Annotated in this window: 22 protein-coding genes and 2 tRNA genes; 14 read left to right on the forward strand and 10 right to left on the reverse strand. The window is 36.2% G+C overall.

Translation table 11 applies throughout. The features are described 5' to 3' along the window. Window positions 1-161: 161 nt before the first annotated feature. Window positions 162-719: a hypothetical protein gene (locus B9J78_05465; protein MBA2124365.1), complete on the reverse strand. Its 558-nt coding sequence runs from the start codon at window positions 717-719 to the stop codon at window positions 162-164. 160 nt (window positions 720-879) lie between these two features. Between B9J78_05465 and B9J78_05470 the strand changes: the two genes are divergently transcribed. Both B9J78_05470 and B9J78_05475 read left to right on the forward strand, forming a co-directional pair. Beyond that, window positions 880-3,357, forward strand: a complete 2,478-nt coding sequence (locus B9J78_05470) for a leucine--tRNA ligase (GenBank protein MBA2124366.1) — start codon at window positions 880-882, stop codon at window positions 3,355-3,357. Between the two features lie 249 nt (window positions 3,358-3,606). Further along, the gene (locus tag B9J78_05475; protein MBA2124367.1) at window positions 3,607-3,765 is read left to right on the forward strand and encodes a rubredoxin; all 159 of its coding nucleotides are present in this window, start codon (window positions 3,607-3,609) and stop codon (window positions 3,763-3,765) included. Between the two features lie 157 nt (window positions 3,766-3,922). Here B9J78_05475 and B9J78_05480 read toward each other — a convergent pair whose 3' ends face one another. The 5 genes from B9J78_05480 to B9J78_05500 all read right to left on the reverse strand — a co-directional run bounded on the left by B9J78_05480 (window position 3,923) and on the right by B9J78_05500 (window position 6,926). After that, window positions 3,923-4,243, reverse strand: coding sequence for a hypothetical protein (locus B9J78_05480; GenBank protein ID MBA2124368.1), 321 nt, complete (start codon window positions 4,241-4,243; stop codon window positions 3,923-3,925). Between the two features lie 319 nt (window positions 4,244-4,562). Then, window positions 4,563-4,640: transfer RNA gene (locus B9J78_05485), tRNA-Pro, on the reverse strand. A gap of 41 nt (window positions 4,641-4,681) precedes the next feature. Continuing rightward, entirely contained in the window at window positions 4,682-5,668 is a 987-nt protein-coding gene (gene gpsA / locus B9J78_05490) for a glycerol-3-phosphate dehydrogenase (GenBank protein ID MBA2124369.1), read from the reverse strand. After that, entirely contained in the window at window positions 5,665-6,273 is a 609-nt protein-coding gene (locus B9J78_05495) for an acyl-phosphate glycerol 3-phosphate acyltransferase (GenBank protein ID MBA2124370.1), read from the reverse strand. Before B9J78_05495 ends, gpsA begins: the two co-directional genes overlap by 4 nt. Then, window positions 6,270-6,926 (reverse strand): protein-L-isoaspartate O-methyltransferase, encoded by a 657-nt coding sequence (locus B9J78_05500; protein MBA2124371.1) that lies wholly within the window; start codon window positions 6,924-6,926, stop codon window positions 6,270-6,272. Before B9J78_05500 ends, B9J78_05495 begins: the two co-directional genes overlap by 4 nt. 247 nt (window positions 6,927-7,173) lie before the next feature. Between B9J78_05500 and B9J78_05505 the strand changes: the two genes are divergently transcribed. The 12 genes from B9J78_05505 (at window position 7,174) to B9J78_05560 (ending at window position 18,294) form a co-directional block, all read left to right on the forward strand. Continuing rightward, window positions 7,174-8,241: a hypothetical protein gene (locus B9J78_05505; GenBank protein MBA2124372.1), complete on the forward strand. Its 1,068-nt coding sequence runs from the start codon at window positions 7,174-7,176 to the stop codon at window positions 8,239-8,241. 29 nt (window positions 8,242-8,270) lie between these two features. Then, complete coding sequence (locus B9J78_05510; GenBank protein ID MBA2124373.1) at window positions 8,271-9,005, forward strand: hypothetical protein; 735 nt, start codon at window positions 8,271-8,273, stop codon at window positions 9,003-9,005. 8 nt (window positions 9,006-9,013) lie between these two features. Further along, window positions 9,014-9,090, forward strand: a tRNA-Arg gene (locus tag B9J78_05515). Between the two features lie 118 nt (window positions 9,091-9,208). Then, window positions 9,209-9,892, forward strand: coding sequence for a hypothetical protein (locus tag B9J78_05520; protein MBA2124374.1), 684 nt, complete (start codon window positions 9,209-9,211; stop codon window positions 9,890-9,892). 4 nt (window positions 9,893-9,896) lie between these two features. After that, window positions 9,897-11,078, forward strand: a complete 1,182-nt coding sequence (locus B9J78_05525; GenBank protein MBA2124375.1) for a hypothetical protein — start codon at window positions 9,897-9,899, stop codon at window positions 11,076-11,078. A gap of 10 nt (window positions 11,079-11,088) precedes the next feature. Next, window positions 11,089-12,102: a hypothetical protein gene (locus B9J78_05530; GenBank protein ID MBA2124376.1), complete on the forward strand. Its 1,014-nt coding sequence runs from the start codon at window positions 11,089-11,091 to the stop codon at window positions 12,100-12,102. 4 nt (window positions 12,103-12,106) lie between these two features. Then, on the forward strand, window positions 12,107-13,504 hold the full coding sequence (locus tag B9J78_05535) for a hypothetical protein (GenBank protein MBA2124377.1): 1,398 nt from the start codon (window positions 12,107-12,109) through the stop codon (window positions 13,502-13,504). After that, window positions 13,494-14,096 carry a hypothetical protein gene (locus B9J78_05540; GenBank protein MBA2124378.1) on the forward strand — a complete coding sequence of 201 codons (603 nt, stop codon included), beginning with the start codon at window positions 13,494-13,496 and terminating at the stop codon, window positions 14,094-14,096. The genes B9J78_05535 and B9J78_05540 overlap by 11 nt, the downstream gene beginning before the upstream one ends. 4 nt (window positions 14,097-14,100) lie before the next feature. After that, the gene (locus tag B9J78_05545) at window positions 14,101-15,177 is read left to right on the forward strand and encodes a modification methylase FokI (GenBank protein ID MBA2124379.1); all 1,077 of its coding nucleotides are present in this window, start codon (window positions 14,101-14,103) and stop codon (window positions 15,175-15,177) included. Window positions 15,178-15,207: 30 nt separating this feature from the next. Next, on the forward strand, window positions 15,208-16,065 hold the full coding sequence (locus B9J78_05550; protein ID MBA2124380.1) for a radical SAM protein: 858 nt from the start codon (window positions 15,208-15,210) through the stop codon (window positions 16,063-16,065). 194 nt (window positions 16,066-16,259) lie between these two features. Then, window positions 16,260-17,504, forward strand: a complete 1,245-nt coding sequence (locus B9J78_05555; protein MBA2124381.1) for a tRNA (N(6)-L-threonylcarbamoyladenosine(37)-C(2))-methylthiotransferase MtaB — start codon at window positions 16,260-16,262, stop codon at window positions 17,502-17,504. After that, window positions 17,491-18,294 (forward strand): hypothetical protein, encoded by an 804-nt coding sequence (locus B9J78_05560; protein ID MBA2124382.1) that lies wholly within the window; start codon window positions 17,491-17,493, stop codon window positions 18,292-18,294. The genes B9J78_05555 and B9J78_05560 overlap by 14 nt, the downstream gene beginning before the upstream one ends. A 1,152-nt stretch (window positions 18,295-19,446) precedes the next feature. Here B9J78_05560 and B9J78_05565 read toward each other — a convergent pair. The 4 genes from B9J78_05565 to B9J78_05580 all read right to left on the reverse strand — a co-directional run bounded on the left by B9J78_05565 (window position 19,447) and on the right by B9J78_05580 (window position 22,360). Continuing rightward, entirely contained in the window at window positions 19,447-19,641 is a 195-nt protein-coding gene (locus B9J78_05565) for a hypothetical protein (protein ID MBA2124383.1), read from the reverse strand. A gap of 47 nt (window positions 19,642-19,688) precedes the next feature. Beyond that, window positions 19,689-20,318 carry a hypothetical protein gene (locus tag B9J78_05570; protein ID MBA2124384.1) on the reverse strand — a complete coding sequence of 210 codons (630 nt, stop codon included), beginning with the start codon at window positions 20,316-20,318 and terminating at the stop codon, window positions 19,689-19,691. A 293-nt stretch (window positions 20,319-20,611) separates the two neighbouring features. After that, window positions 20,612-21,082 (reverse strand): flavodoxin, encoded by a 471-nt coding sequence (locus B9J78_05575; GenBank protein MBA2124385.1) that lies wholly within the window; start codon window positions 21,080-21,082, stop codon window positions 20,612-20,614. A 285-nt stretch (window positions 21,083-21,367) separates the two neighbouring features. Beyond that, on the reverse strand, window positions 21,368-22,360 hold the full coding sequence (locus B9J78_05580; protein ID MBA2124386.1) for a ketol-acid reductoisomerase: 993 nt from the start codon (window positions 22,358-22,360) through the stop codon (window positions 21,368-21,370). Window positions 22,361-22,402 lie beyond the last annotated feature (42 nt).

The following is a 22,402-nucleotide window of genomic DNA, read 5'->3' on the forward strand; positions in this document are numbered from 1 at the left end:
AAAATTAAATTACAAAACACCAGCACAATATTTAAAAGAGAAAAAGGGAATTACACTACAACGTATCGTTATCTAACAATTATGGAGATAAAATTTTTGAGATGGACAACTCAATCATCGGTTGTGTAGGTCTGACTGGGATCAGAGATGACTTTCTCGTGCTAGGGTTTATCGTGAAAAAACCTGAACAATGCTGCCTGAGATTTGCCGTCTATTATTTTATTTTCTTTAAGCAAACTTAGAATCTCTTTTTTTGTGAACTCCTTATACCACATGTGTTCATCTTCATCAAGCTTCTTCTTAACTCTGCTATCACAATGAACAATGAAAAGATGTATTTTTTCATTACTGTAACCGGGACAGGGATATATAAACCCAAACCTTAAAATCTTTTTTACACAAAAACCGGTTTCTTCTGCAACCTCTCTTTTCAAACAGGATATAATGGATTCACCTTTTTCAAGTGTTCCAGCAGGTATTTCCCATAAATATCTGCCTACTGCAAACCTCCACTGTCTTATCAGAACAATTTTACCGTTGGACAAAACAGGCACAGCAGCAATTGCACCGGGGTGTTTCACATACTCTGTCTTTTTTCCACTTTTAAATTCAGCCCGCCAGAAGTCAAAAACCCTTCCCCTTAAAATACACCTTCTCTTTGTTGCATCGTTTATTTTCAACTTCATTTTTTTCTCACCCCTTTTGTTTTTTATTATCATCTTTTGCTTATAAAAAGTCAACCCTGTTAGATTAGAAGATATGAAGTTATCTAACAGGGTCAACCGCTACACTACCCTGTTCATTTATGATATACTATGCTTCAAAGTTTGAGACCGCATCCCCCGGCCCCACAATGACAAGTAAAAACAGGAGAAGGATATGTCAGAACAATACAGATTTGATATTATAGAAAAAAAGTGGCAGGAAAGATGGGAAAAAGATGGGATTTATGGGGCAGATATAGACTCTTATAAAAAGAGGCACTATGCTCTTACAATGCTTCCATATCCAAGCGGAGACCTGCACATAGGACACTGGTATGCAATGATCCCTTCAGATGTCCGGGCAAGATACATGAGGATGAAAGGATATAATGTTCTTTTCCCGATAGGTTTTGATGCATTTGGACTTCCTGCTGAAAATGCAGCCATACAAAGAAAGGTTCATCCCTATAAATGGACAATCTCAAACATAGAAAGGATGAGAAACCGGTTAAAAAGTATGGGCGCTATGTTTGACTGGAGAAGAGAAATTGTAACCTGCATTCCTGAATATTATAGATGGACGCAATGGTTTTTTAGAAAATTCTATGATGCTGGACTTATATACAGGAAGTTTGCGCCTGTTGATTTTTGTCCGAAATGTAATACCACGCTTGCAAGAGAACAGGTGTGGGGAGAAGACAAACATTGTGAAAGATGCAATACCCCTGTTATAAAAAAAGAATTAGAGCAATGGTTTTTTAAGACAACAAGATATGCAGAAGAACTTCTTTGTGTGTCTGGTCTTGACTGGCCTCAAAGGGTCATAACAATGCAACATAACTGGATTGGGAAAAGCACAGGCGCAGAGGTAGATTTTAAGACTGAAAAAGGTTGTGCTATAAAAGTATTTACAACAAGACCAGATACCCTGTGGGGGGCAACATTTCTTGTCCTTGCACCTGAACATCCGCTTGTAGAACAGGTTACCTGTGCAGAGAAAAAACAATCTGTTAAATTATATATAAAAGAGGCGGTAAGAAAAACAGAGGTGGAACGACTCGGAGTTGAAAAAGAAAAAACAGGTATCTGGACAGGCGAGTATGCAATAAATCCGGTCAACAATGAAAAGATTCCCATATGGATTGCAGACTATATTGTTATGACATATGGAACAGGCGCAGTTATGGCTGTCCCGGCACATGACCAGAGGGATTTTGAGTTTGCAAAAAAATATAATCTTCCTGTAAGGGTTGTTATTCAACCTCCATCAGGAGATGGAAAAGAATTAAAATTAGCATACACAGTTACAGATGTCGGAAAGATGATAAACAGTAGCAGATTCAATGGCATAGAGGTATCAAAAGCAAAGGATATGATTATAGATTTTCTTGAAGAAGAAGGCATAGGAAAGGCTTCCGTAAATTACAGGCTCAGGGATTGGCTTTTAAGCAGGCAAAGATACTGGGGAGCGCCGATACCTATTATATACTGTAAAAAATGCGGAGCCGTTCCTGTTAATTATGAAGATTTGCCTGTTTTGCTTCCCATTGATGCGCAAGTGTCTGCATCAGGTGAAAATGCCCTTAAATATCACCGGGGTTTTCTTAATACAAAATGCCCAAAATGTTCAGGCTCTGCTGTAAGAGAAACAGATACAATGGATACATTTGTATGCTCTTCCTGGTATCAATATGCATATATAAGCCCTTACTGGAAAAAAGATGTACCATTAAAACATAACTCAATACCATTTGACCCGGAAGAGGCACAATACTGGCTCCCGGTGGATGTATATACAGGTGGAATAGAGCATGCGACAATGCATCTTATATATACAAGAGTTTTTACAAAGGCAATGAGGGACTGCGGGATTGTGCACTTTGGCGAACCAATGATTATGTTAAGAAATCAAGGAATAATTCTTGGAGAAGATTCCGAAAAGATGTCAAAATCAAGAGGAAATGTTATTGCTCCTGATAACCTTGTTGAAAGATATGGTACTGATACTGTCAGAGCATATCTGATGTTCGGATGGAGATGGGAGCAGGGCGGCCCCTGGGATAGTAAAGGGATTGACGGTGTTTCAAGGTTTCTATCAAGGGTATGGAACCTGTTTACAGAAGAAAGCCATAAAAAACAGGAAGATGTCAAAGAAGAACAAGCAACAGAACTTAAAAGAAACCTTCATCTTACAATAAAATCTGTTACAGAGGACATAGAAAGATTTAACTTTAACACAATTATAGCCTCATTGATGGAATTTTTAAATTATCTTTATAAAATAAGAGAAACCTCACTTTATAAAACAAAACAGTGGGACGAGGCTCTGGATGTATTTTTACTTCTTCTCTCTCCCTGTTGTCCACATATCACAGAGGAACTCTGGGAAAAAACAAAAAAGGCAGGTAGCATCCACAAACAAAAATGGCCACAGTATAATCTGTCCGCACTTGAACTAAAAGAAATACAGGTTGCTGTTCAGATAAACGGGAAAGTAAGGGCACACATCCTTATTCCGTCTGATGCAGGTGAAAGTGTTATAAAAGAAAAAGTTTTATCGGATGAAAAAATTAAACAATGGCTTAAAAACTCACAGATTAAGAAGTTTATTATTGTAAAAGGAAAAATTATAAATATAGTAAGTGGTGAGTAGTAAAACTGGTGCCCTGGTGCCCTGGTGTTCTGGTGCTCAAAATGACTCAACCTGCCTCTAATCAAGGCATAAAATGTAGGAAGAGAGATGGGGATTTATAACTATGGTATATCTTACACGACAAGAAAAGGTTGTAATAGTATTTCTTTTAACGGCAATGCTCATAGGTATTGGATTGAAAATTTATAGAAAAAGCATTGTTGAGGAAAAATACAAAGATGATGCAATAAAAACGGAGGAGGGAAAGATATGGAAAAATATATCTGTGATGTATGTGGATATGTCTATGACCCGTCCATAGGAGACCCTGAAAACGGTGTTCGGCCCGGAACTGCTTTTGAGAATATTTCTGATGATTGGGTATGTCCTGTATGTGACGCTTCTAAAAATGAGTTTTCACCTGCATAAACTTTGGACAAAAATATGTCTGAAATAAGAAAAGATTTAAAGGAGAAGTCAAAAAGGCCACAAACATAAAGTCATCCCTTTCGTCGTTCCACCTCACCTTCCTCTTCTTCCCACTTAGGGAAGAGGATAAAGGCCAATAAATTGCTCACGGTTTTCTTCAAAAACCATTCCGGGCTGTGCAAACAACAACATCATATACATAACCACGCACCACTCTTCTAACCTTTATTATTATTCCGTGAAATTGGATTTGATAATTTTCTTTAAGTTCTTTGCCGCTTAAATTAGATTTCACTAAATCATTTATAGTTCCAGAAGTTTCAGGTATTCCTTGAAATATTTTTTTCAAACTGCGCACAGAAACCCCTCCTCCAACTCTCCAGCGGTTCTCTGCCAGCCTAACAACCATTTCTGGCGGTCTATCAAATTCGTCCTCAATGTCCCCAGATGTGGCTCGGATGCTTATCTCTGGGGTCACAATTCAAATTGGCGTAACTTACAGCGCTATCGCCACAAAAACCACCCTTGCAAAAGACAATTCATTCCTGGCTGACCAGAACGAATTAAGAAATACCCAACAATGACTTATCCTAAATGCGGTGGCAGAATGAGTATCCTTAAATTCTTAAGCGATGGCTGTAGACTAAGATGCAATAATCATATCTATAAGAATAAAAGACATTGCCATCATAAGGTCAATGTGCCTTTGCTTATATTTTACTTTGTTTTCACTTTTCACCTTAACCTTTTTCAAATTGTTTAACACATATTCAAAACACGACTTTTAATATTTAAAATGGTCGGGGCGGGCAGACTTGAACTGCCGACCTTTTGAACCCCATTCAAACGCGCTGGCCAAACTGCGCTACGCCCCGATTTTATTTATAACCATTTGTTGTGCATCTTTTTACTTTTTCTATTCTGGTTTTGCGGCCCTTGTCATAAGATCTTCTACCGCACACCGTGGGTCTTTTTTGTTAAATATTATATCATTAACTTCTTTTGTTATAGGCATTTCTATGCTGTATCTTAAAGCAAGTCCAAGAGCAGCCTTCGTTGTTCGGACTCCTTCAATTACAAAGATACTTTTAGAAAATATCTCTAAGGGATTTTCACCACTGCATATGCTTTCCCCAAATGTTCTGTTTCTGCTGTTTGCGCTTAAACAGGTTGTAATCAAATCTCCCATTCCGCTTAAACCAAAAAAAGTTTCCCTTCTTCCCCCCAATGCAATCCCGAGCCTTGTTATCTCAACCATACCTCTGACCATAAGTGCAGCCTTTGTGTTTGCTCCAAACCCAAGCCCGTCTGATACGCCAGCAGCAATTGCAATTATATTTTTTAATGCCCCGCCCATTTCAACGCCAATAACATCATCTGTTGTGTATGCCCTGAAATTTTTGCCTATGAATATTTCTTGCAGTCTGCGTGCAATATTGTTGTCAATACAAGCAATAACTGTGCTTGCAGGCAATCCTTTTGCTATTTCTATAGCAATGTTAGGTCCTGATATTACTGCAATATTTTTTAATAAAAGAACCTCCCTTAACACCTCGCTCATTGTTTTAAGAGTATTTTCTTCTATGCCTTTTGCGGCGCTTAAAACAATCTTGTTTTCCAATCCCTTGTTGCTGAACAGCCCTGCCACAGAGCGGATATAATTTGATGGGACTGCAAAAACAATAATCTGTATATCTTTAACAGTATCTTCCACACTGTGTGTAATTTCAAGGTTTGATGGGAGCCTTATACCCGGCAGATATTTAGGATTTTCCATGTTTTCACTTATGTATCTTGCATAATTCTCAAACGCACTCCAGATATTTACATCATACCCTTTATTGCACAAAATTATTGCAAGGGTTGTCCCCCATCCGCCATCACCGATAACTGCTATTTTCACAAAAGCCTCTTTTCTTCACCTTTTATTACGCGTCTTATATTGGGTACATGCTTTAATACAATCATAAATCCTAAAATAATTGCAAATATAAGTATATAGGGCCTTTTTTCAGAGTCCGAAAAAAAAGGAAGCGCCAGCGGTAAAAAAAAGGCTGTAAGAATTGAAGAAACCGAAACTATTCTAAATATTAGAAATGTTATAATCCATATTAAAAATAACACGCCTACTGCCTGAAACAATGAGGGTTCAATAATGCTTATACCTAATACTGCGCCTAATGATGTGGCAACCCCCTTGCCTCCTTTGAACAAAAGCCAGGGTGTCCAGTTGTGTCCCACCACAGCAGCAATAGCACAGACAAGTACAAATTCAAATTGCGATATAAAAATATTTGCAATCAAGCAAGGTCCAATACCTTTCAGTATATCTATAACAAGAACAAAAACACCCATCTTTTTATTCAAGACACGAAATACATTTGTTGCTCCAATATTTCCACTTCCAATTTTCCTTATATCAAGCCCCGCAATAGTTTTTCCTATTATATAACCTGTGGGAATACTTCCAAGCAGAAAACTTAAAATAATTATAAGTGTGCTTATCATAACCCTATGTTTTCCCTCCAGCCTTGTTTGCCTATTAGCGGAACAAACACACACCCTCCAAAATCTTCTGTATACTTTTTACCATCTTTTAATGATATACGCAACAGGGACTGAAAGTCTCTTTCTCCGACAGGGATAACCAGCCTTCCGCCGTCTTTTAATTGTTGGACAACAGACGCAGGAACCTGTGGAGATGCAGCTGTAACTATTATACCATCATATGGCGAAAATTCAGGCAGCCCCAGTGTTCCGTCTGAAACAAAAACCTGGACATTTTCAATCCCAAGTTCTGCCAGCGTGTTTTCTGCTTTTCTGGCAAGTTCAGGAATTCTTTCAACGGTGTAAACTTTTTGACACAGAAGTGAAAGGATTGCAGCCTGATACCCAGAACCTGTTCCAATCTCAAGAATAACATCATTAGGTAGAGGAGAAAGAAGGCGGGTCATAAGAGCAATAATATAGGGCTGGGATATTGTCTGTCCATATCCGATACTCAGAGGATGGTCTTCATACGCTTCATTAAAAAAGGCGGGCAAAACAAACTTCTCGCGAGGAATAACAGACATAGCATTCAAAACTCTTTCATCTGTTATCCCCTTTTGTCTTATAAGAGATACCATCTGCTGTCTTTTTTTCTCAAGTTCACTTCCCATATGCATATTTTAAGAACTTGCACAATCCCATTAAATTAAGCATCAAATGTCAAAATCCAAATAAATTCCAAAATCCAAATTGCTTGTCATTTGTCATTTATTTGTCATTTGCCATTTATTATTGAAAATCCTATACCTTAAAAGTATCCTGCTTCTTGAAATCTGATACAGTAGTGTCCGTCATAATGCTTCTTTTAGTATCATAACACATATTGTTTATCAGCAAATTTTTTTATTATACATTTATTTGAAATTTGGGCTTATTGGTTATATCATATTTACGGTGAAGGATTATTATCAGATACTCGGCTTAAAAAAGGGAGCATCAGAGGACCAGATAAAGAAAACTTACAGAAGCCTTGCGAAGAAGTACCACCCCGACCTTAATCCAGGAGATAGGGCGGCCGAAGAAAAGTTTAAAGAGATTTCCTCTGCTTATGATACTCTTACTGACCCTCAAAAAAAGCAGCAGTATGATGCAATGAGCGATATAGCATCAAAAGGATACGGCCCGGGGGGGTTTGAAGGATTCAAGACATATAGAGGAGAAACAGGCGCCGGTTTTGAGCATGAGTTTTCGGAGTTTTCGTTCGGTAATTTCGCCGATATATTTAGTTCAATATTTGATGTCGGTGAAAGAAAAAGGTCTACCGGTTATGGAAGAAGACAGGGTGAAGATGTAGAATATTCAATGGATATTCCATTTAATATTGCTGCACTTGGCGGTGTGATGAGTTTTTCAATACCAAAACAAGGAGCTTGTAACAGGTGTGGTGGAACAGGGGCTGAACCAGGAAGTTCTGTTTCGGTCTGTCCTCAATGTCAAGGAAGGGGCATAATAATCATCCAGCAGGGAGGGTTTGCAATATCAAGACCCTGCCCTCGTTGTTATGGAAGAGGAGAGGTGATTTCTAAACCTTGTTCAAAATGTAAAGGAAGCGGGGTATACTCCGGGACCAGAAGATTTACAGTTAAGATTCCTTCCGGTATTGATACAGGAACAAAACTTAATCTTAAAAGAGAGGGAGAACCCGGAAGCGGAGGAGGACTTCCGGGCAACCTGATAATAAGGTTAAATGTATCGCCAGACTCCACTTTTAAAAGAAAAGGGCTTGATATATATACAGATGTAATAATAAATAAAGATACAGCATCTTGTGGCAAAGTTGTTTTGGTTCCTACGATAAGGGGAATGGCCAATGTAAATATTCCAAGCGGGATTAAGAACAGAACACTTTTAAGACTAAAAGGATTGGGTATAAAAAGCAAATTTCAAACAGGATACCACTATGTCCGTGTCCAAATAAAAGATTAGGATTGATACAGAGTATTTTTTCAATTTGTATGAGAAGATTTTTATTTAATAAGGAAAACATCCAGAACGGAAAAGTTGTTTTAGAAGGACAGCAGGCACACCATCTGATAAATGTTTTAAGGATGGAGTCAGGCGAATATGTTGTTCTTATAGACAAAAAATATGGAAGTTTTAAGGCAAAGATTTTATCAATACAAAATAAAAAAGTTTTTCTTGAAATTAAAGAGAGACTTGAGAAAGAAAGAGAATTGGTAAGAATCGCCCTTTTTCAAAGTCTTCTTCCAAAAGGCAGGATGGATAAGATTATAGGACATTTAACAGAGATAGGGATAAGTTTGTTTGTGCCGATAAGAACAGAAAGATGTGTCCCAAGACTTAATCAAGAGCAATCTTTGGTAAAAAGACAAAGATGGGAAAAAATTGCATCAGAGTCTGCAAAACAGTGTGGCTGCCAAAACATACCTGAAATATTTCCCGTTATAGACTTTAAAGATGCGCTTATTATGGCAAAAGATACCGAACTTATCCTGATGCCCACACTTACAGGCATCAGGGTTTATATAGCAGATGCCTTAAAACAAGGCAGTGTCCTCCATTCTGTTTCAATATTCATAGGTCCAGAAGGCGATTGGACAGAGGGTGAAATAAAGATGGGGCTTGATATGGGCGCTGTTCTTATTGATTTAGGCGAAAATGTATTAAGGCCTGAAACAGCAGCCGTATACATAACAAGTATATTAAAGTTTTTTTATTCCCGCTCTTAAGTTTTTTTGCGCCTGTAGCTCAACCGGAAAGAGCACCGGCCTCCGGAGCCGGTTGTTGGCGGTTCAAATCCGCCCAGGCGCTCCATAAAATTCTTTTTACCCTGTTAGAAAAATTTTTCTAACGGGGTTTACATTATCAAAATAATTTTGTATCATAATTATAGATTAAGATTACTCTATTGATGAATTATTGAAGTAAGAATATGAGCAAATCATTTACTATTCATGACTTACCAAAAGATGAACGACCCCGCGAGCGGTTGGTTAAGTTTGGCGAGCAAGCGCTTTCGGCTCAAGAATTATTACAGCTTATTTTGGGACGAGGCATTGCCGGTGAATCAGTCGCGGTTACGGCCCAAAAACTATTAGCGCAATTTGGCAGTCTTCAGAAATTAGCCGAAGCAAGTATTGAGGAGTTATCTTCAATTAAAGGAATTGGCTTGGCAAAAGCAGCGCAAATAAAAGCCACATTTGAAATTAGCCGTCGCATTTCCACTCAAGTTCCGTCTTACAAAAGCAAAGAGCTTACCGATCCGGAAAAAGTTTATCGGCTGATAAAAAGCAAACTTAAAGATTATCACAAAGAACATTTTTACATTATCGCCCTTAATAGCAGAGGCCACTCAATCGCAGAAGTTTCAGTTGGCAGTCTTAATGCGAGTGTTGTTCACCCGCGCGAAGTATTTGCGGAAGCCATTAAAAGTAAAGCTGCTTCGGTTGTATTTGTTCATAACCACCCATCGGGCGACCCCGAACCATCGGAAGACGATTTAGAAATAACAAAAAGATTAGTGGAGTCCGGTAAAATTTTAGGAATTGAAGTAGTTGACCATATTATTATTACCAAAACAGGATTTATGAGTTTTAAAGAAAAAAATTTAATTTAAAAATATGGCTACAATCAAAAACTATACTAAACAATATCTAAAATGGCGTGAGGAACAAAAAGAGAAAGAATTAGCCGAGAGAGAAGCGCGTGTTAGCTGGTATAAAGCGAAAATGGGAAGTCCTGAGAAAATTAAGAATTTTACCGAAAAGGATTTACACGAATTGATTGAAAAACTCTGGGCTTTAGAGTTTTGGCGCAATAAAGCCTATAAAGTTAATAAACTCATTACGGATAATGGTTTAGATAAACTAAAAATCGCATTTATTAACTTACTTTATTCCGAACAGCTTATAGCAAAAAAATGGGACGATTTTAGAAAATCTATCAAAGGACTGGGGCCATCTTCTTTGAGCGAAATTCTTACTTTGGTCTTTCCTGACCAGTATGGAATTATGAATATGAAGCCCCTAACTGTTTTACCCTACTTAGGTTTTTTAACCGAGAAAGAAACAAAAAATATCAGCTATGGTTATACTTCGGGCCGAGACTACGAAAAGTTTATGGAAGCACTTCAAAAGATTAGAGAGGAGTTAAAAAATAACGGACTACCGGAAGCAGATTTTATTGATGTTGATTTTTTTATTTGGTATTTGTTTGAACATGTTTTTGAATTGAAGTTTAAACGAGATAAAAAGATGGCTATCAAGTCTGCATTAGAAATAGAAGAGATTACTGCCAAACCAGAAATTGCCATTCCAACTAAAGAGATTAGAGAGATTACAAACCATTCAGAAGTTGAGTTTATCTTGTTAAAATTAGGCCAGATTTTAGGTTATGATACTTACTCGCCTGACAGAAACAAAGATGCTTATGGTCAAAAATTAGAAGATTTAATTTTCCTCGACGCTATCCCTCAATTTTCCACCCCTTCGCTTTTAGATACTATTAGAAATATTGATGTTATATGGTTTGAGGACGAATTCCCCGTTTGCTGTTTCGAAGTAGAACATACGACAGGTGTAACCACCGGCCTTTTGCGGCTTTATCAAACTAGTCAATTGAGTACAAAATTATTTGTTATTGCTCCCGCTGATGTTTTAAAAAAATTTGAAACAGAAATGAATAAAATGCCATTTAGAAAGATGAAGAATCGCTATATTTTTAGGTCTTACCAAGATTTAATCAATTTCTATTATTTAGCAGAAAATTATACAAAATCTAAAAGTGATTTCTTTAAAGAATAAATAATAAATTATGAGCAAAACAAATTACAAACCCATAAGAGAGAAAGTTAAAGTTGAACCCGAAGAAAAGAAAGGATATGTCCGTGATTTTACTACTGGACGGTTATTTAAGATAGAGCAAGTGTTTAGTGAAGATATTAATATTCCAGATAAGGAAGAAAAGAAAATAGAAAAAAATAACGCTGACCAATTAGAAAGAACTCCCAAATCATATAGAAAAGATTTAAGCAAAAGAGGTTTTTTTGACACAAGAAATAGCTTAAATGATTTAACGGGCAAGGAATGGAAGTTTATGTCAAAATCGGTTATTACACGCTCTTATCCGCTTGATTTTCAGCACAATTTGAGAAAGCAACACGGAGGTCAAAAACCACCGCTTTTATGTGCTGATTTAATAAAAACTTTTACTAAAAAAGGCGAAACAGTTCTTGACCCATTGATGGGGGTTGGCGGAACGTTGATTGGTGCGGCTGTATGTGGAAGAAAAAGCATAGGTATTGAGATTAACAAAAAATGGATTGATATTTATAAACAAGTTTGCGAATTAGAAAATTTGGAAGGACATAGAACTTTCTGCGATGATTGTAGAAATATCCTTAAAAAAGCAAGCAGTAATTCTATTGATTTTATTTTAACAGATGTTCCTTATTGGAATATGGATAAGATAGAAAAAACAAGAAGTAAGGTAGCGGTTAAATCTAACTTATCGCGGTTTAATGGCAACAAAATTCAAACAAAACAGGAGTGGCTTGATGAACTTACTGAAATTTTTGATTTATGCTACAGAGTTTTAAAAAATAAAAAATACTTGGCAATTTTTATTGGAGATATGTATCGAGGCAAAGAATATCATATATTATCAGCCGATTTGGCAAACGCAATTAAAGATAAAACAAAATTTTTATTAAAGGCAAATCTTATTTGGTACGATGTCAGTAAGAATTTACACGTCTATGGTCAACCTCACGCATATATACCCTCTATGATACACCAAAACATTTTGATTTTTAGAAAAGAAGAATAACTTTATGTTATTACAAGTAATTACAAATTCGGATATAAAAAAGTTAAAACCGTATTGTTTTTTGATTTACTCTGATAACATTTTAGAGAGTATAAACATTTTGGATTTACTCTCAAAAGACAACCCGTTTTTAGAAATTATTGGTGTAAGCTACGAACCAATAGACCAAGCAATTTATCTTTTTAAGGAAAGGCAAAACGGAAGATATGTTTGTATCAAAGTACTCGGTAAGTATGAAAATTGGGAATTGCCATCAAAAATTTTGGACCTCATAAATTTTATAGATAAACCAGATTTTATAGTAGTTGATGAAGAAAAAAACAAAGAGATATTTGTAGGAGAAACAACGGGCACGGCCAATGTAGGTAATTCACAATGGCAAAGAGAAGGACGTAAAATTTCGGCTGCCTTAAAGCAAATACCAATGGTTTATCAAACCTATTATTCGGGCACGGATCGTTCAATGTTTGCTCCAGATAAAATTGATAGAGGCGAGGCCAAAGGACAAGTTAGGCAGCCAACATCTTTACAAGTTATCAATCATTTCATTTATTCTCTGCGTTATCAAGTGCCTTCTTTTGTTATTTACTATCCTAATCCTAAATACGATGCGGTTATAGGGATTGATAGAAGTAAAACTAAAGGCAAAGCATTATTAGAACAGTATATTTCTGTTTGCTTATTAAACAGCATCAATGGGAAATATAAAAACAGCAAGAAAAAAATTGAACGTTATATTTTCGGGCAGATGCTCAATTTTATTAACGAGCCAGTGCCATATAGAAAAACAACTATTAAGAGAATTGATAAAGATTTTCCGGTTCAACCAACCAATAAAATCTTGAAAAGCAAAGGAGAAGCTTTTATTAACTATCTTGTCGAGTTTATAAATAGGGATGTAGCTTTAAGTGAAAAATTTAATTTAGTCAATTGGGATTATAAAAGTTTTTCTAACTGGAGCCATAGATATAAGCAAACCCGCTTACTTAAATTGCTTACAAAGAGTAAGTTGCCATTTTTATCTTATTTAGCAAATGGCACAAAAGCTGGTTTTACTTTGGATACTCCATTTTTAATTAAACTTTTAGATAAGTTTTATCCAAATGATAATGGTAAATTTGACCAGAAACTCAATAGCAAACTCCCAACCTTAATTATTCCTACTTTAATGCTTCAAAAAAGAGGCGATAAATATATTTATAAGGTTGACCCCGGCACAGGTGAAATTGCGGCTTTTGCTGAATTATTTAGCAAAGATTTGCAAGGAAATAAAAACATGAATGTATTAATTTATGTACATGTTCCGGGACCGGACAAATTTAGCACAAATACTAAACTTTTTAAGGCAATCAAGTATTATGCGGATTGTTTGATAATGAACGAGAGAATATATGAAATTTGATGAAATAACAAAATTAAAGCCAAAGAAATTTACAGAGGAGTGCGTTTTGATTTCTGTTTATTTTACCTTGAATAGAATTAAAGATAATTGGTTTTTGAATTATATAAGCGCTCCCGGTGGGGCTTGGCAAGAGTTGAAAATTCTTAAGAACAAGATAGAAGAAAGGTTTTATGTTGGCAAAAACGAAAAGAGAGCAGATTTAATAATGCAAAAAGAAAATAAGACCAGTTTATTTTATTTGGCTGAAGCAAAAGAGTTTTTTAGGCAAGTTCTTAATGAAAGAGACAAAATAGATAACAGCATAAAGTCGGTTTTTAATCGTATAAAAAGATTAAAAGGCGGCAAGGTGAAGCCAATTTATTCTTATATTATTGGTATTGATACAACCAATTTAGAAGGAGATATTTTTAACGAAGCTATCAACAATGAGTTAGATCTTATCAATGGAGTAATTGATAAATTACCACCCGTGGAAGGTGGAAGGGTTTGCGTTTTAACCTATTGGCAAGGCAACCAAACTAAATTTGATTTAATTTTTTCTAAAGATTTTCCAAAAGAACTATCGCAGATGTTCAAAAAGATATTCTTATAATTTTATGAAATATATTGGCAACAAACAAAGATTGCTGGATTTTATAGATAGTGTAGTCCAAAAAGAAGGGTTGCCTCAAAATGGAATTTTTATTGATATTTTTACCGGGACGACCAACGTAGCCCAACATTACAAGAAAAAGGGATATAGGATTATAGCTAACGATTTTATGACTTATTCGTATGTTTTTCAGCAGGCTTACATAAAAAATAATCAAGTTCCTAAATTTAATAATCTTTTACATTCAAGAAATTTCAATATAAATCCTAAATCATTAAAAAGTAAATATGAGCCATTAAAAATCGTGATTGATTATTTGAATAAATTGCCGGGCAAAAAAGGGTTTATTTTTCAGAATTACGCCCCCGATGGAAAATTTAAGAGGCAATTCTTTTCAAATGAAAATGCTATGCGCATAGATGCTACAAGAGGGCAACTGGATAAATGGGAAAAAGATGGATTAGTTAACGAGAGTGAATTTTATATTTTACTTGCTTCTTTAATTGATGCGGCCGATTTTGTGGCCAATATCTCTGGCACTTATGGTGCTTACCTCAAAATTTGGCGTTCTATGGCCCTGAAACCATTTACAATGTCAGCTCCTAATTTAATTGAGAGCAATTTAGAACATTGGATTTATCAAGAGGACTCAAATAAAATTATTGGTGATTTAAAAGGTGATATTTTTTACATTGACCCTCCCTATAACACAAGGCAATATGCCGCTAATTTCCATATTTTAGAAACCTTAGCTCGTTGGGATAATCCGCAAGTTTATGGCAAGACGGGTTTAAGACCTTATGAGGAACAAAAATCAGCTTACTCCCAGCGGACTAAATGCGAAGATGCTTTTGCTGACCTTATCAATAAAGCCAGAACCGATTATATTTTAATGAGTTATAACAATGAGGGGATTATCCCCCACAAATTTATTTTAGACACATTGGGAAGAAAGGGAGAAGTAAAAGTTTACACAAAGAATTATCGTCGTTTTCGCACCGAAAGAGACCACGAAAACAGGCACTATAAAGTGCCTGACGATAAGGTTCAAGAGCTAATTTATTTCGTGAAAGTAAGATAAGGATTTTGAGTTATAATAAAGTAAGACATGATTCCTCAAATAAAAAGGAAAACTCTCTTATACAAAAGCGGTGTTGAATATGCTGATTTTTGTATAAATCATGTAGAAGGTTGCGCCCATGGTTGCACTTTTCGTTGTTATGCGATGATGATGAAAATAAGGTGCGGGGTTATTAAAAATTGTAAAGAATGGCTAAAGCCAAAAATAGTAGTTAATACTCTGGAGTTATTGGATAAAGAAATTCCTAAATATAAACACAAAATTAAATTTGTTCATTTGTGTTTTTCCACCGACCCGTTTATGTATAAATATCCGGAAGTGGCGGATCTGTCTCTAAAAATAATTGAGAGGTTGAATAAAGACAATATCCGCTCTGTTGTTTTAACAAAAGGAATTTATCCGAAAGTTTTAGTTAATACTGAAAAATATGGCAAGAATAACGAATATGGGATTACTATTGTTTCTTTGGATAAAGGATTTAAAAAAAGATTTGAGCCGTACTCGGCCCTATACAAGGATAGGATTAGATCATTAAAATATTTGCACGATAAAGGGTTGAAAACTTGGATTAGCATGGAGCCATACCCGACACCGAATTTAATAAAACAAGATTTACGAAAAATTTTGAAGGAAGTTTCTTTTGTAGATAAAATTATTTTCGGAAAACTAAATTATAATGTAGAGTCAAGTCAATCCGGCTACAATGGAGATTTTTATCATGGTTGTGCCGAACTGGTCGTTGATTTCTGCAAAAATAAAGGAATAGAATATCATATTAAATACGGAACGCAGAAAAAAGACAACAGAAAAACAGAAAAAATTTTCGCAAAAAATATTCCCGAAAATTTTGAATTGAAATATACAAAACAACCCACCCTGTCTTTATAATAAAAATCTGTTGGCTCGCCCGCCAAGCAGGCAATGCAAGTAGGCAAGTCCCTCCCCCGAACCCTTTTCCTTTTTGCCTGTTTGCTGCAATTTTTGGGCTTGTTCCTCTCCGTTGCTTGCGGCTAGCTAGGGACTAAAAGTTAATTTTGTTCAAGATAGGCTTGGATTTGATTGTGTAAATAATCAGGACAATTATGAATAAATTTTATGTTCATACATTCGGATGCAAGGTAAATCAATATGAATCAGAAAAAATAAGAAGAGAGCTTCTTTTATGCGGTATGAGGGAGGCTAAAGAGTTAAAAGATGCAGGACTTGTTATATTAAATACCTGCACTGTAACATCAAGGGCTGATGCAGATGCAAGAAATTTTATAAGGTTGTGTTCAAAAAACAATTCAAAAGTTGTTCTGACAGGTTGTTATGCACAAAGGGCAAAAGAATATTTATCAAAAATAGACGGTGTGTGCTGTGTCGTTCCGCAGGACCAGAAACAAAGAATTGTGGAAAATCTCTTAAGTGCGGGGCTTGTCCTGCGGATCTCCAATGCAAGGGTTGATACTTTAGATGGGATAAAAAATCATACAAGAGCATTTTTAAAGATACAGGACGGATGTAACAGGTTCTGCACATACTGTATTGTTCCTTATGTAAGAAAAGAATTGTATTCAAGAAATAAGAACGATGTTATAAAAGAAGCGCAGGGTATGATAAACAAAAACATTAAGGAGATTGTTCTTTGCGGCACGCACACAGGGCTTTATCCACATCTGTCTGATGTTATTGAAGATATTATAAAGATAGAGGCTGATTTCAGGGTAAGATTAAGTTCAATAGAGATAAATGAGATAGATGACAAAGTCTTAAAAATCGCAGTGGGTAATAAAAAGTTCTGTCGGCATTTTCATATTCCATTACAGAGCGGAGATAATGAAATATTAAAAAAGATGGCAAGAAGATATACAAGGGACTTTTATTTAAACAGAATAAAAGAGATACAACAATTATGTCCCGATATATCTGTTACAACAGATGTTATTGTGGGTTTCCCTTCTGAAAAAGAGTCAGCTTTTCACAATACAGTATCACTTATCAGGGAGGCTAATTTTTTAAAGGTTCATATTTTTCCATACAGCAAAAGAGAGGGAACACCTGCAAGCAGATTTCCCGAGCAATTAGATTGCAGTATTATAAAACAAAGATGCAGGTTTTTGGCAAAGATTTCAAGAGAGTGTTCAAAAAAATATTTGAAAAATTTTAGGGGCAAGAAAGTGGATGTTCTTATAGAAAAAAATAAAGAAGGATTTTCATATGGCTATTCCTCAAACTATATTCCTGTGTATGTAGATAAACAATGCCCTGCAAATGAATTTGTAAGGGTTCGCATATCAGAGGAATACAAAAACGGCGTAAAAGGAGAAATAGATGAAACAGATTGACCTGAAAAAAGCATTGCAGGTTGCAGTATGTTGTGCAAAAAAAGCAGGCGGCATACAGATGGAAAATTTTGGCAAGCCCATTGTTGTCCACTCTGTAAGCATGCATGATATTAAACTTGCAGTTGATCTGATGTGTGAAAAAGTAATTATCCAAAAGTTAAAGAAACACTTCCCCTTTTTTTCAATACTTGCAGAAGAAAGTGGCTTGTCAGAAACAGAATCAGCATACAGATGGATTATAGACCCTCTTGATGGAACATATAATTATTCAAGGACAATTCCACATTTTTCATCTTCTATTGCACTGGCAAAAGGTGATGATATTCTAATGGGAGTTGTATATGATCCTTTTAAGGATGAACTGTTCACGGCAATAAAAGGGAAAGGAGCGTTTAAGAACAGCAGAAGAATTTATGTAAGCAGTGTCTCAAAGATTTCTTCTTCTGCTCTTGTTATGGGTTTTATGAAGGATAAAAAAACCATTTCAACAGGTATCAAGGCGTTTAATTCCATTATATTTAAAGTTAAAAAAGTAAGAATCACAGGCTCTGCCTCCCTTGATATGTGTTATATTGCAAACGGAAGATTTGATGGATATTTTGAAAGTGGCATTATGTTGTGGGATGTTGCAGCAGGAGGACTTATACTTGAAGAAGCAGGCGGAAAGGTGAACAGGATTAAACAAGGGTCAGATTTTTCCATAGAAATGATTGCAGGCAACGGAAAAATAAATAAAGAGTTAATGAAAATCCTTAATCAGCGATTTTCACAGGGGTGTAAGCATTATTAAATAAATTCACAGATTCATCTTACTACAATTCTATAATCCACGCAAATAAACAACCTTCAAATTTCACACCAGAAAAGATGTAGCATAATTATGACGCTGATAACTTTTAAATTACGCTTAAACATTCTCATATTTAGCCAATTTCTCCTTAAGAAAAACCAATAAAACCCGGTATTTCCACATTTCTCATCTCCTTTCCTGACAAATATGTTAAACAATAGTATAATTTCACAACATTATAAACGTCACAACTTAACTAATAAAACAAGGGGAAAATAAGACTAAAAGACTTTTTTATTAAAAGCTTAACTTTACAGCAGAAGCAGTATGAGGCAGTAGGAGCAGTAGCATTTGAAGAAGGGAATGTAGAAGAGATAGTAAATCGTTATGGATACAAAGCAGATTCGCTCCAGGTTCTGACCAGCAAACTTTTAACCAGTCAACACATTCTTTTTCCTTCCCTACATTTTAGAAAGCGGCATCATAGATATTGTAGAGAAGATTCCCTTACCTGCCTCCAATGACATTGGATGTGAGCAGGCAGCATTATCGGTACTTTTGCTAAAACTTATTGGAAAAGCAAGGCTGTCTCACATTGAACAATATAATACTGATAGAGGATTTGGAATATTTGCCGGACTTTCTCTTCTTCCCAAACCCACATACATAATGAGTTATTCTTGCAGGAGCACTGCTTCTGAAATGATGAGATTTCAAAAGAAATTGTAAAGAATTTTTCAAGACAATATCCTTCTCTATATGAAAGCCGGACGATCAATCTAGACTTTTATTCTATAGCACACTTTGGAGGCAAATCAGAGATGGAGAAGGTCTGGTGTGGAAGTAGGAATAAAGCAATAAAAGGAGCAAATACCTTTTTTGCTCAGGCAGGAAGCAGTGATGCGCTGATATATAGCTGTGCTGATATCAAACAACGAGAGCGGTTTTCCTTTCGAACTTCTTGAATTTAATGGCGTGATTGTGATAGCGGAGGATAAGCCCTGCATCGCGGCCATTTTCCTACCTGCCTTGTTGAGGTCAGCGGCAAGTCTGGTGCAGTCGGTAATGCTTTTTAGTGGCACGTGCGATCCTCCATTCTTATGCTGTAGATGCAGAGGGACACGCTTGCAGTGTCCGAAGTTTTGCAAGAATTCAAAATAAATTTGAACCAAAACTTAGATTGTCTTCCGATTGTTTTAATCCCTGAATTACTACTGTAAGCTGTTCTTTGTTTTCTGTTTCACAAATCTGGAGGTTCTTATGGGATATTTTAGCTTTTTTTTCTAATCTGATATAGTCTATGGGAAGCCTGGCGGTTTTTCCCCAGAGAAGACAGGAGCATGGCATTTGCGATCTCTATGGAATTGCATTCTTTCTCGCCTTTATGGTTTGATTTATTTCTTAACCACTCTTTCACGGAAGACCTCATTGAAGATGTCTTCGGCGGTTTGTAATCGTGGATTTTTTGAAAAGGCCCTTCTTACCATATCATCTGCTTCTTTTTTTGTATATTGTAGTTGGACAAGAATTTGGACTGCCTCTTCAAGAATATTTTTTTGAACATCAGACTGTTTTTCAAGAGGCACTGTCTGTATAAGTCCGTACTTACCAACCTTGCCTTGAAGTTTTGCGATAATATCTTTTGACCTCTGTGGGCCTACTCCGGGAAGAGACCTTAAAAACAACAGATCACCCCTGTCTATTGCAGTTGCAATATCAGGTATAGGATGCACAAGAGATTTTACAGCAGTTTTTGGCCCAAATCCGGAAACAGTTATAAATTTTTCAAAAAATTCTTTTTCTATTTCATTTAAAAATCCTATCAATACGGGGGTTGACCTTGACGGTTCTACCTGATGGTAATGGTATGTTGTAAATTCAACGAATCCTTCAACATCTTTTATACCGGACAGCCTCCCAATAACAAAAGGCGGGCATATCACCTCATAACATATACCCTGAACCTCAAGAAGTATTGAATCTTTATTCTGCTGTCTTATCTTTCCTCTTATTCTTGATATCATATCTTTAACTGTAAATATTCAGTCAATAACCCCATTGCACCCCCATTAAACCATCGTAAATATTTACTAAATACCGTTTATATTTTAGGCACACAGGCACAAAGTTAACTGTCTTTTTGTCTTCTTTTTTCAATGTTTTATACCCTCGCTACTCTGTGCCTTTGTGCCTTCAGGCAACGCAGTTAACTGAGTATTTATTAAAATTCATACCTGAATTCATTTGTCCGATAGCCACCAGCGACCATTGAAATCTCTGTCATCATCTGTTCAAAAACCGGACATACCTTCAGAGTTTATTCTATCTTTTTTACCAATTTGGCAACTCTTTTTCCTAATCTTCTGCACTGGGCTTTTACGCGGGAATCTGGAGCACCGATAGAAACCACTCCGTAATGACCGCCTTCAGGGTCTCCTTGAATAATCATTCCGTGGATAAGAAGGGCTTTAAGAATATCAGTGATGGTCGTTTCATTTCCTCCGCCGATATTGGCTGAAGAGGAAAAAGCAGCTCCAACTTTTCCTTCTAATTTTCCATGAAAAACAACACTTTTATCCAGAAGTTCTTTAATCTGAGCTGCCATTGAGCCATAATAAGTAGGAGAACCAATGATAATGCCATCTGCTTTAAGCAGTTCTTCTACATTTACTTCTTCTACCTTCTTTGTCTGAACTTCTACTCCTTCTTCTTTTACTCCTCTTTCTACTAACTCTGCCATCTTTTCAGTATTTCCCGTAGACGAATAGTAGATGATTAAAATCTTCATCTCGTTCACCTCCAATTTTAGAGCCTGTGAGCGTAAGTCCCAAGCACCACACCCAGAGGGTGCCCGAAATTACAAATAAATGTCAAATGATAAATAACAAATAGATGACAAATTCCAAAGTTCAAATGTCAAATAGATATCAACAGGTCATACTTTTTGTCATTTGGATTTTGATATTTGGCATTCGTCATCAAATGCCAGTCACCATTTTTTCCCTACCTACTGTCTACTACCTACTATCTCTTGCCTTTTATGCCTGCCCCCTTTTACCTATGTTCTGATGTCCTACTTCTTTATCCAATCCATCATTCCTCTTAACTTTTGTCCTATTATTTCTATTGGATGTGTATTGTCTTTTTTCTCAAGTGCATTGAATACAGGACGACCTGCCTGATTTTCAAGTATCCATTCCCTTGCAAATTCTCCATTCTGTATTTCTTTTAATATCTTTTTCATTTCTTCTTTTGTGCACTTATTTATAATTCTTTTACCCCTTGTAATATCTCCATATTCTGCGGTATCAGATACTCTTTTTCTCATTCCCTGAATACCGCATTCATAAATCATATCTACTATAAGTTTTAGTTCATGTAAACACTCAAAGTATGCAATCTCAGGCTGATAGCCTGCTTCTACAAGTGTCTCAAAACCAGCCTTTATAAGTTCTGACACACCTCCACAAAGAACAACCTGTTCGCCAAAAAGGTCTGTTTCAGTTTCTTCTTTAAATGTTGTTTCAATTACACCTGCTCTGGTACCTCCTATCGCCTTTGCAAACCCAAGACCAATCTGCATAGCTTTCCCTGTATATTCCTGAAAAACTGCCAAGAGGCAGGGAACTCCTTTCCCTTCAACATACTGGGCCCTTACCAAACTTCCGGGTCCTTTGGGAGCAATCATCAATACATCAACATTTTTAGGCGGAACAATCTGATTAAAGTGGACATTAAAACCATGTGAGAAAAGAAGTGCTTTCCCTTCAGTTAGGTGTTTCTCAACACTTGTTTTATAAACACGGGACTGGACATCATCTTGTGTAAGTATCTGTATCACATCGGATTGTTCTGCTGCTTCTTCCGTTGAAACAGGCTTAAAATCGTCTTTTTCCGCCTGAACCCAGTTAGCAGTTCCCGGGACATCCGACACAACAACACAAATACCGCTGTCTTTCAGGTTAAGCCCTTGCGCTCTTCCCTGTATTCCGTAGCCTATGATTCCTACTGTTTTATTTTTCAGATATTTTAAATCAGCATCTTTGTCATAAAATATTTTTGCCATATTCCCCCTTTTATAATAAAGAAATGTCAAATGACAAATGTT

Source organism: bacterium Unc6 (genome assembly GCA_013626165.1).
In the GTDB taxonomy this organism is placed as follows: domain Bacteria; phylum Omnitrophota; class Gorgyraeia; order Velesiimonadales; family Velesiimonadaceae; genus Velesiimonas; species Velesiimonas alkalicola.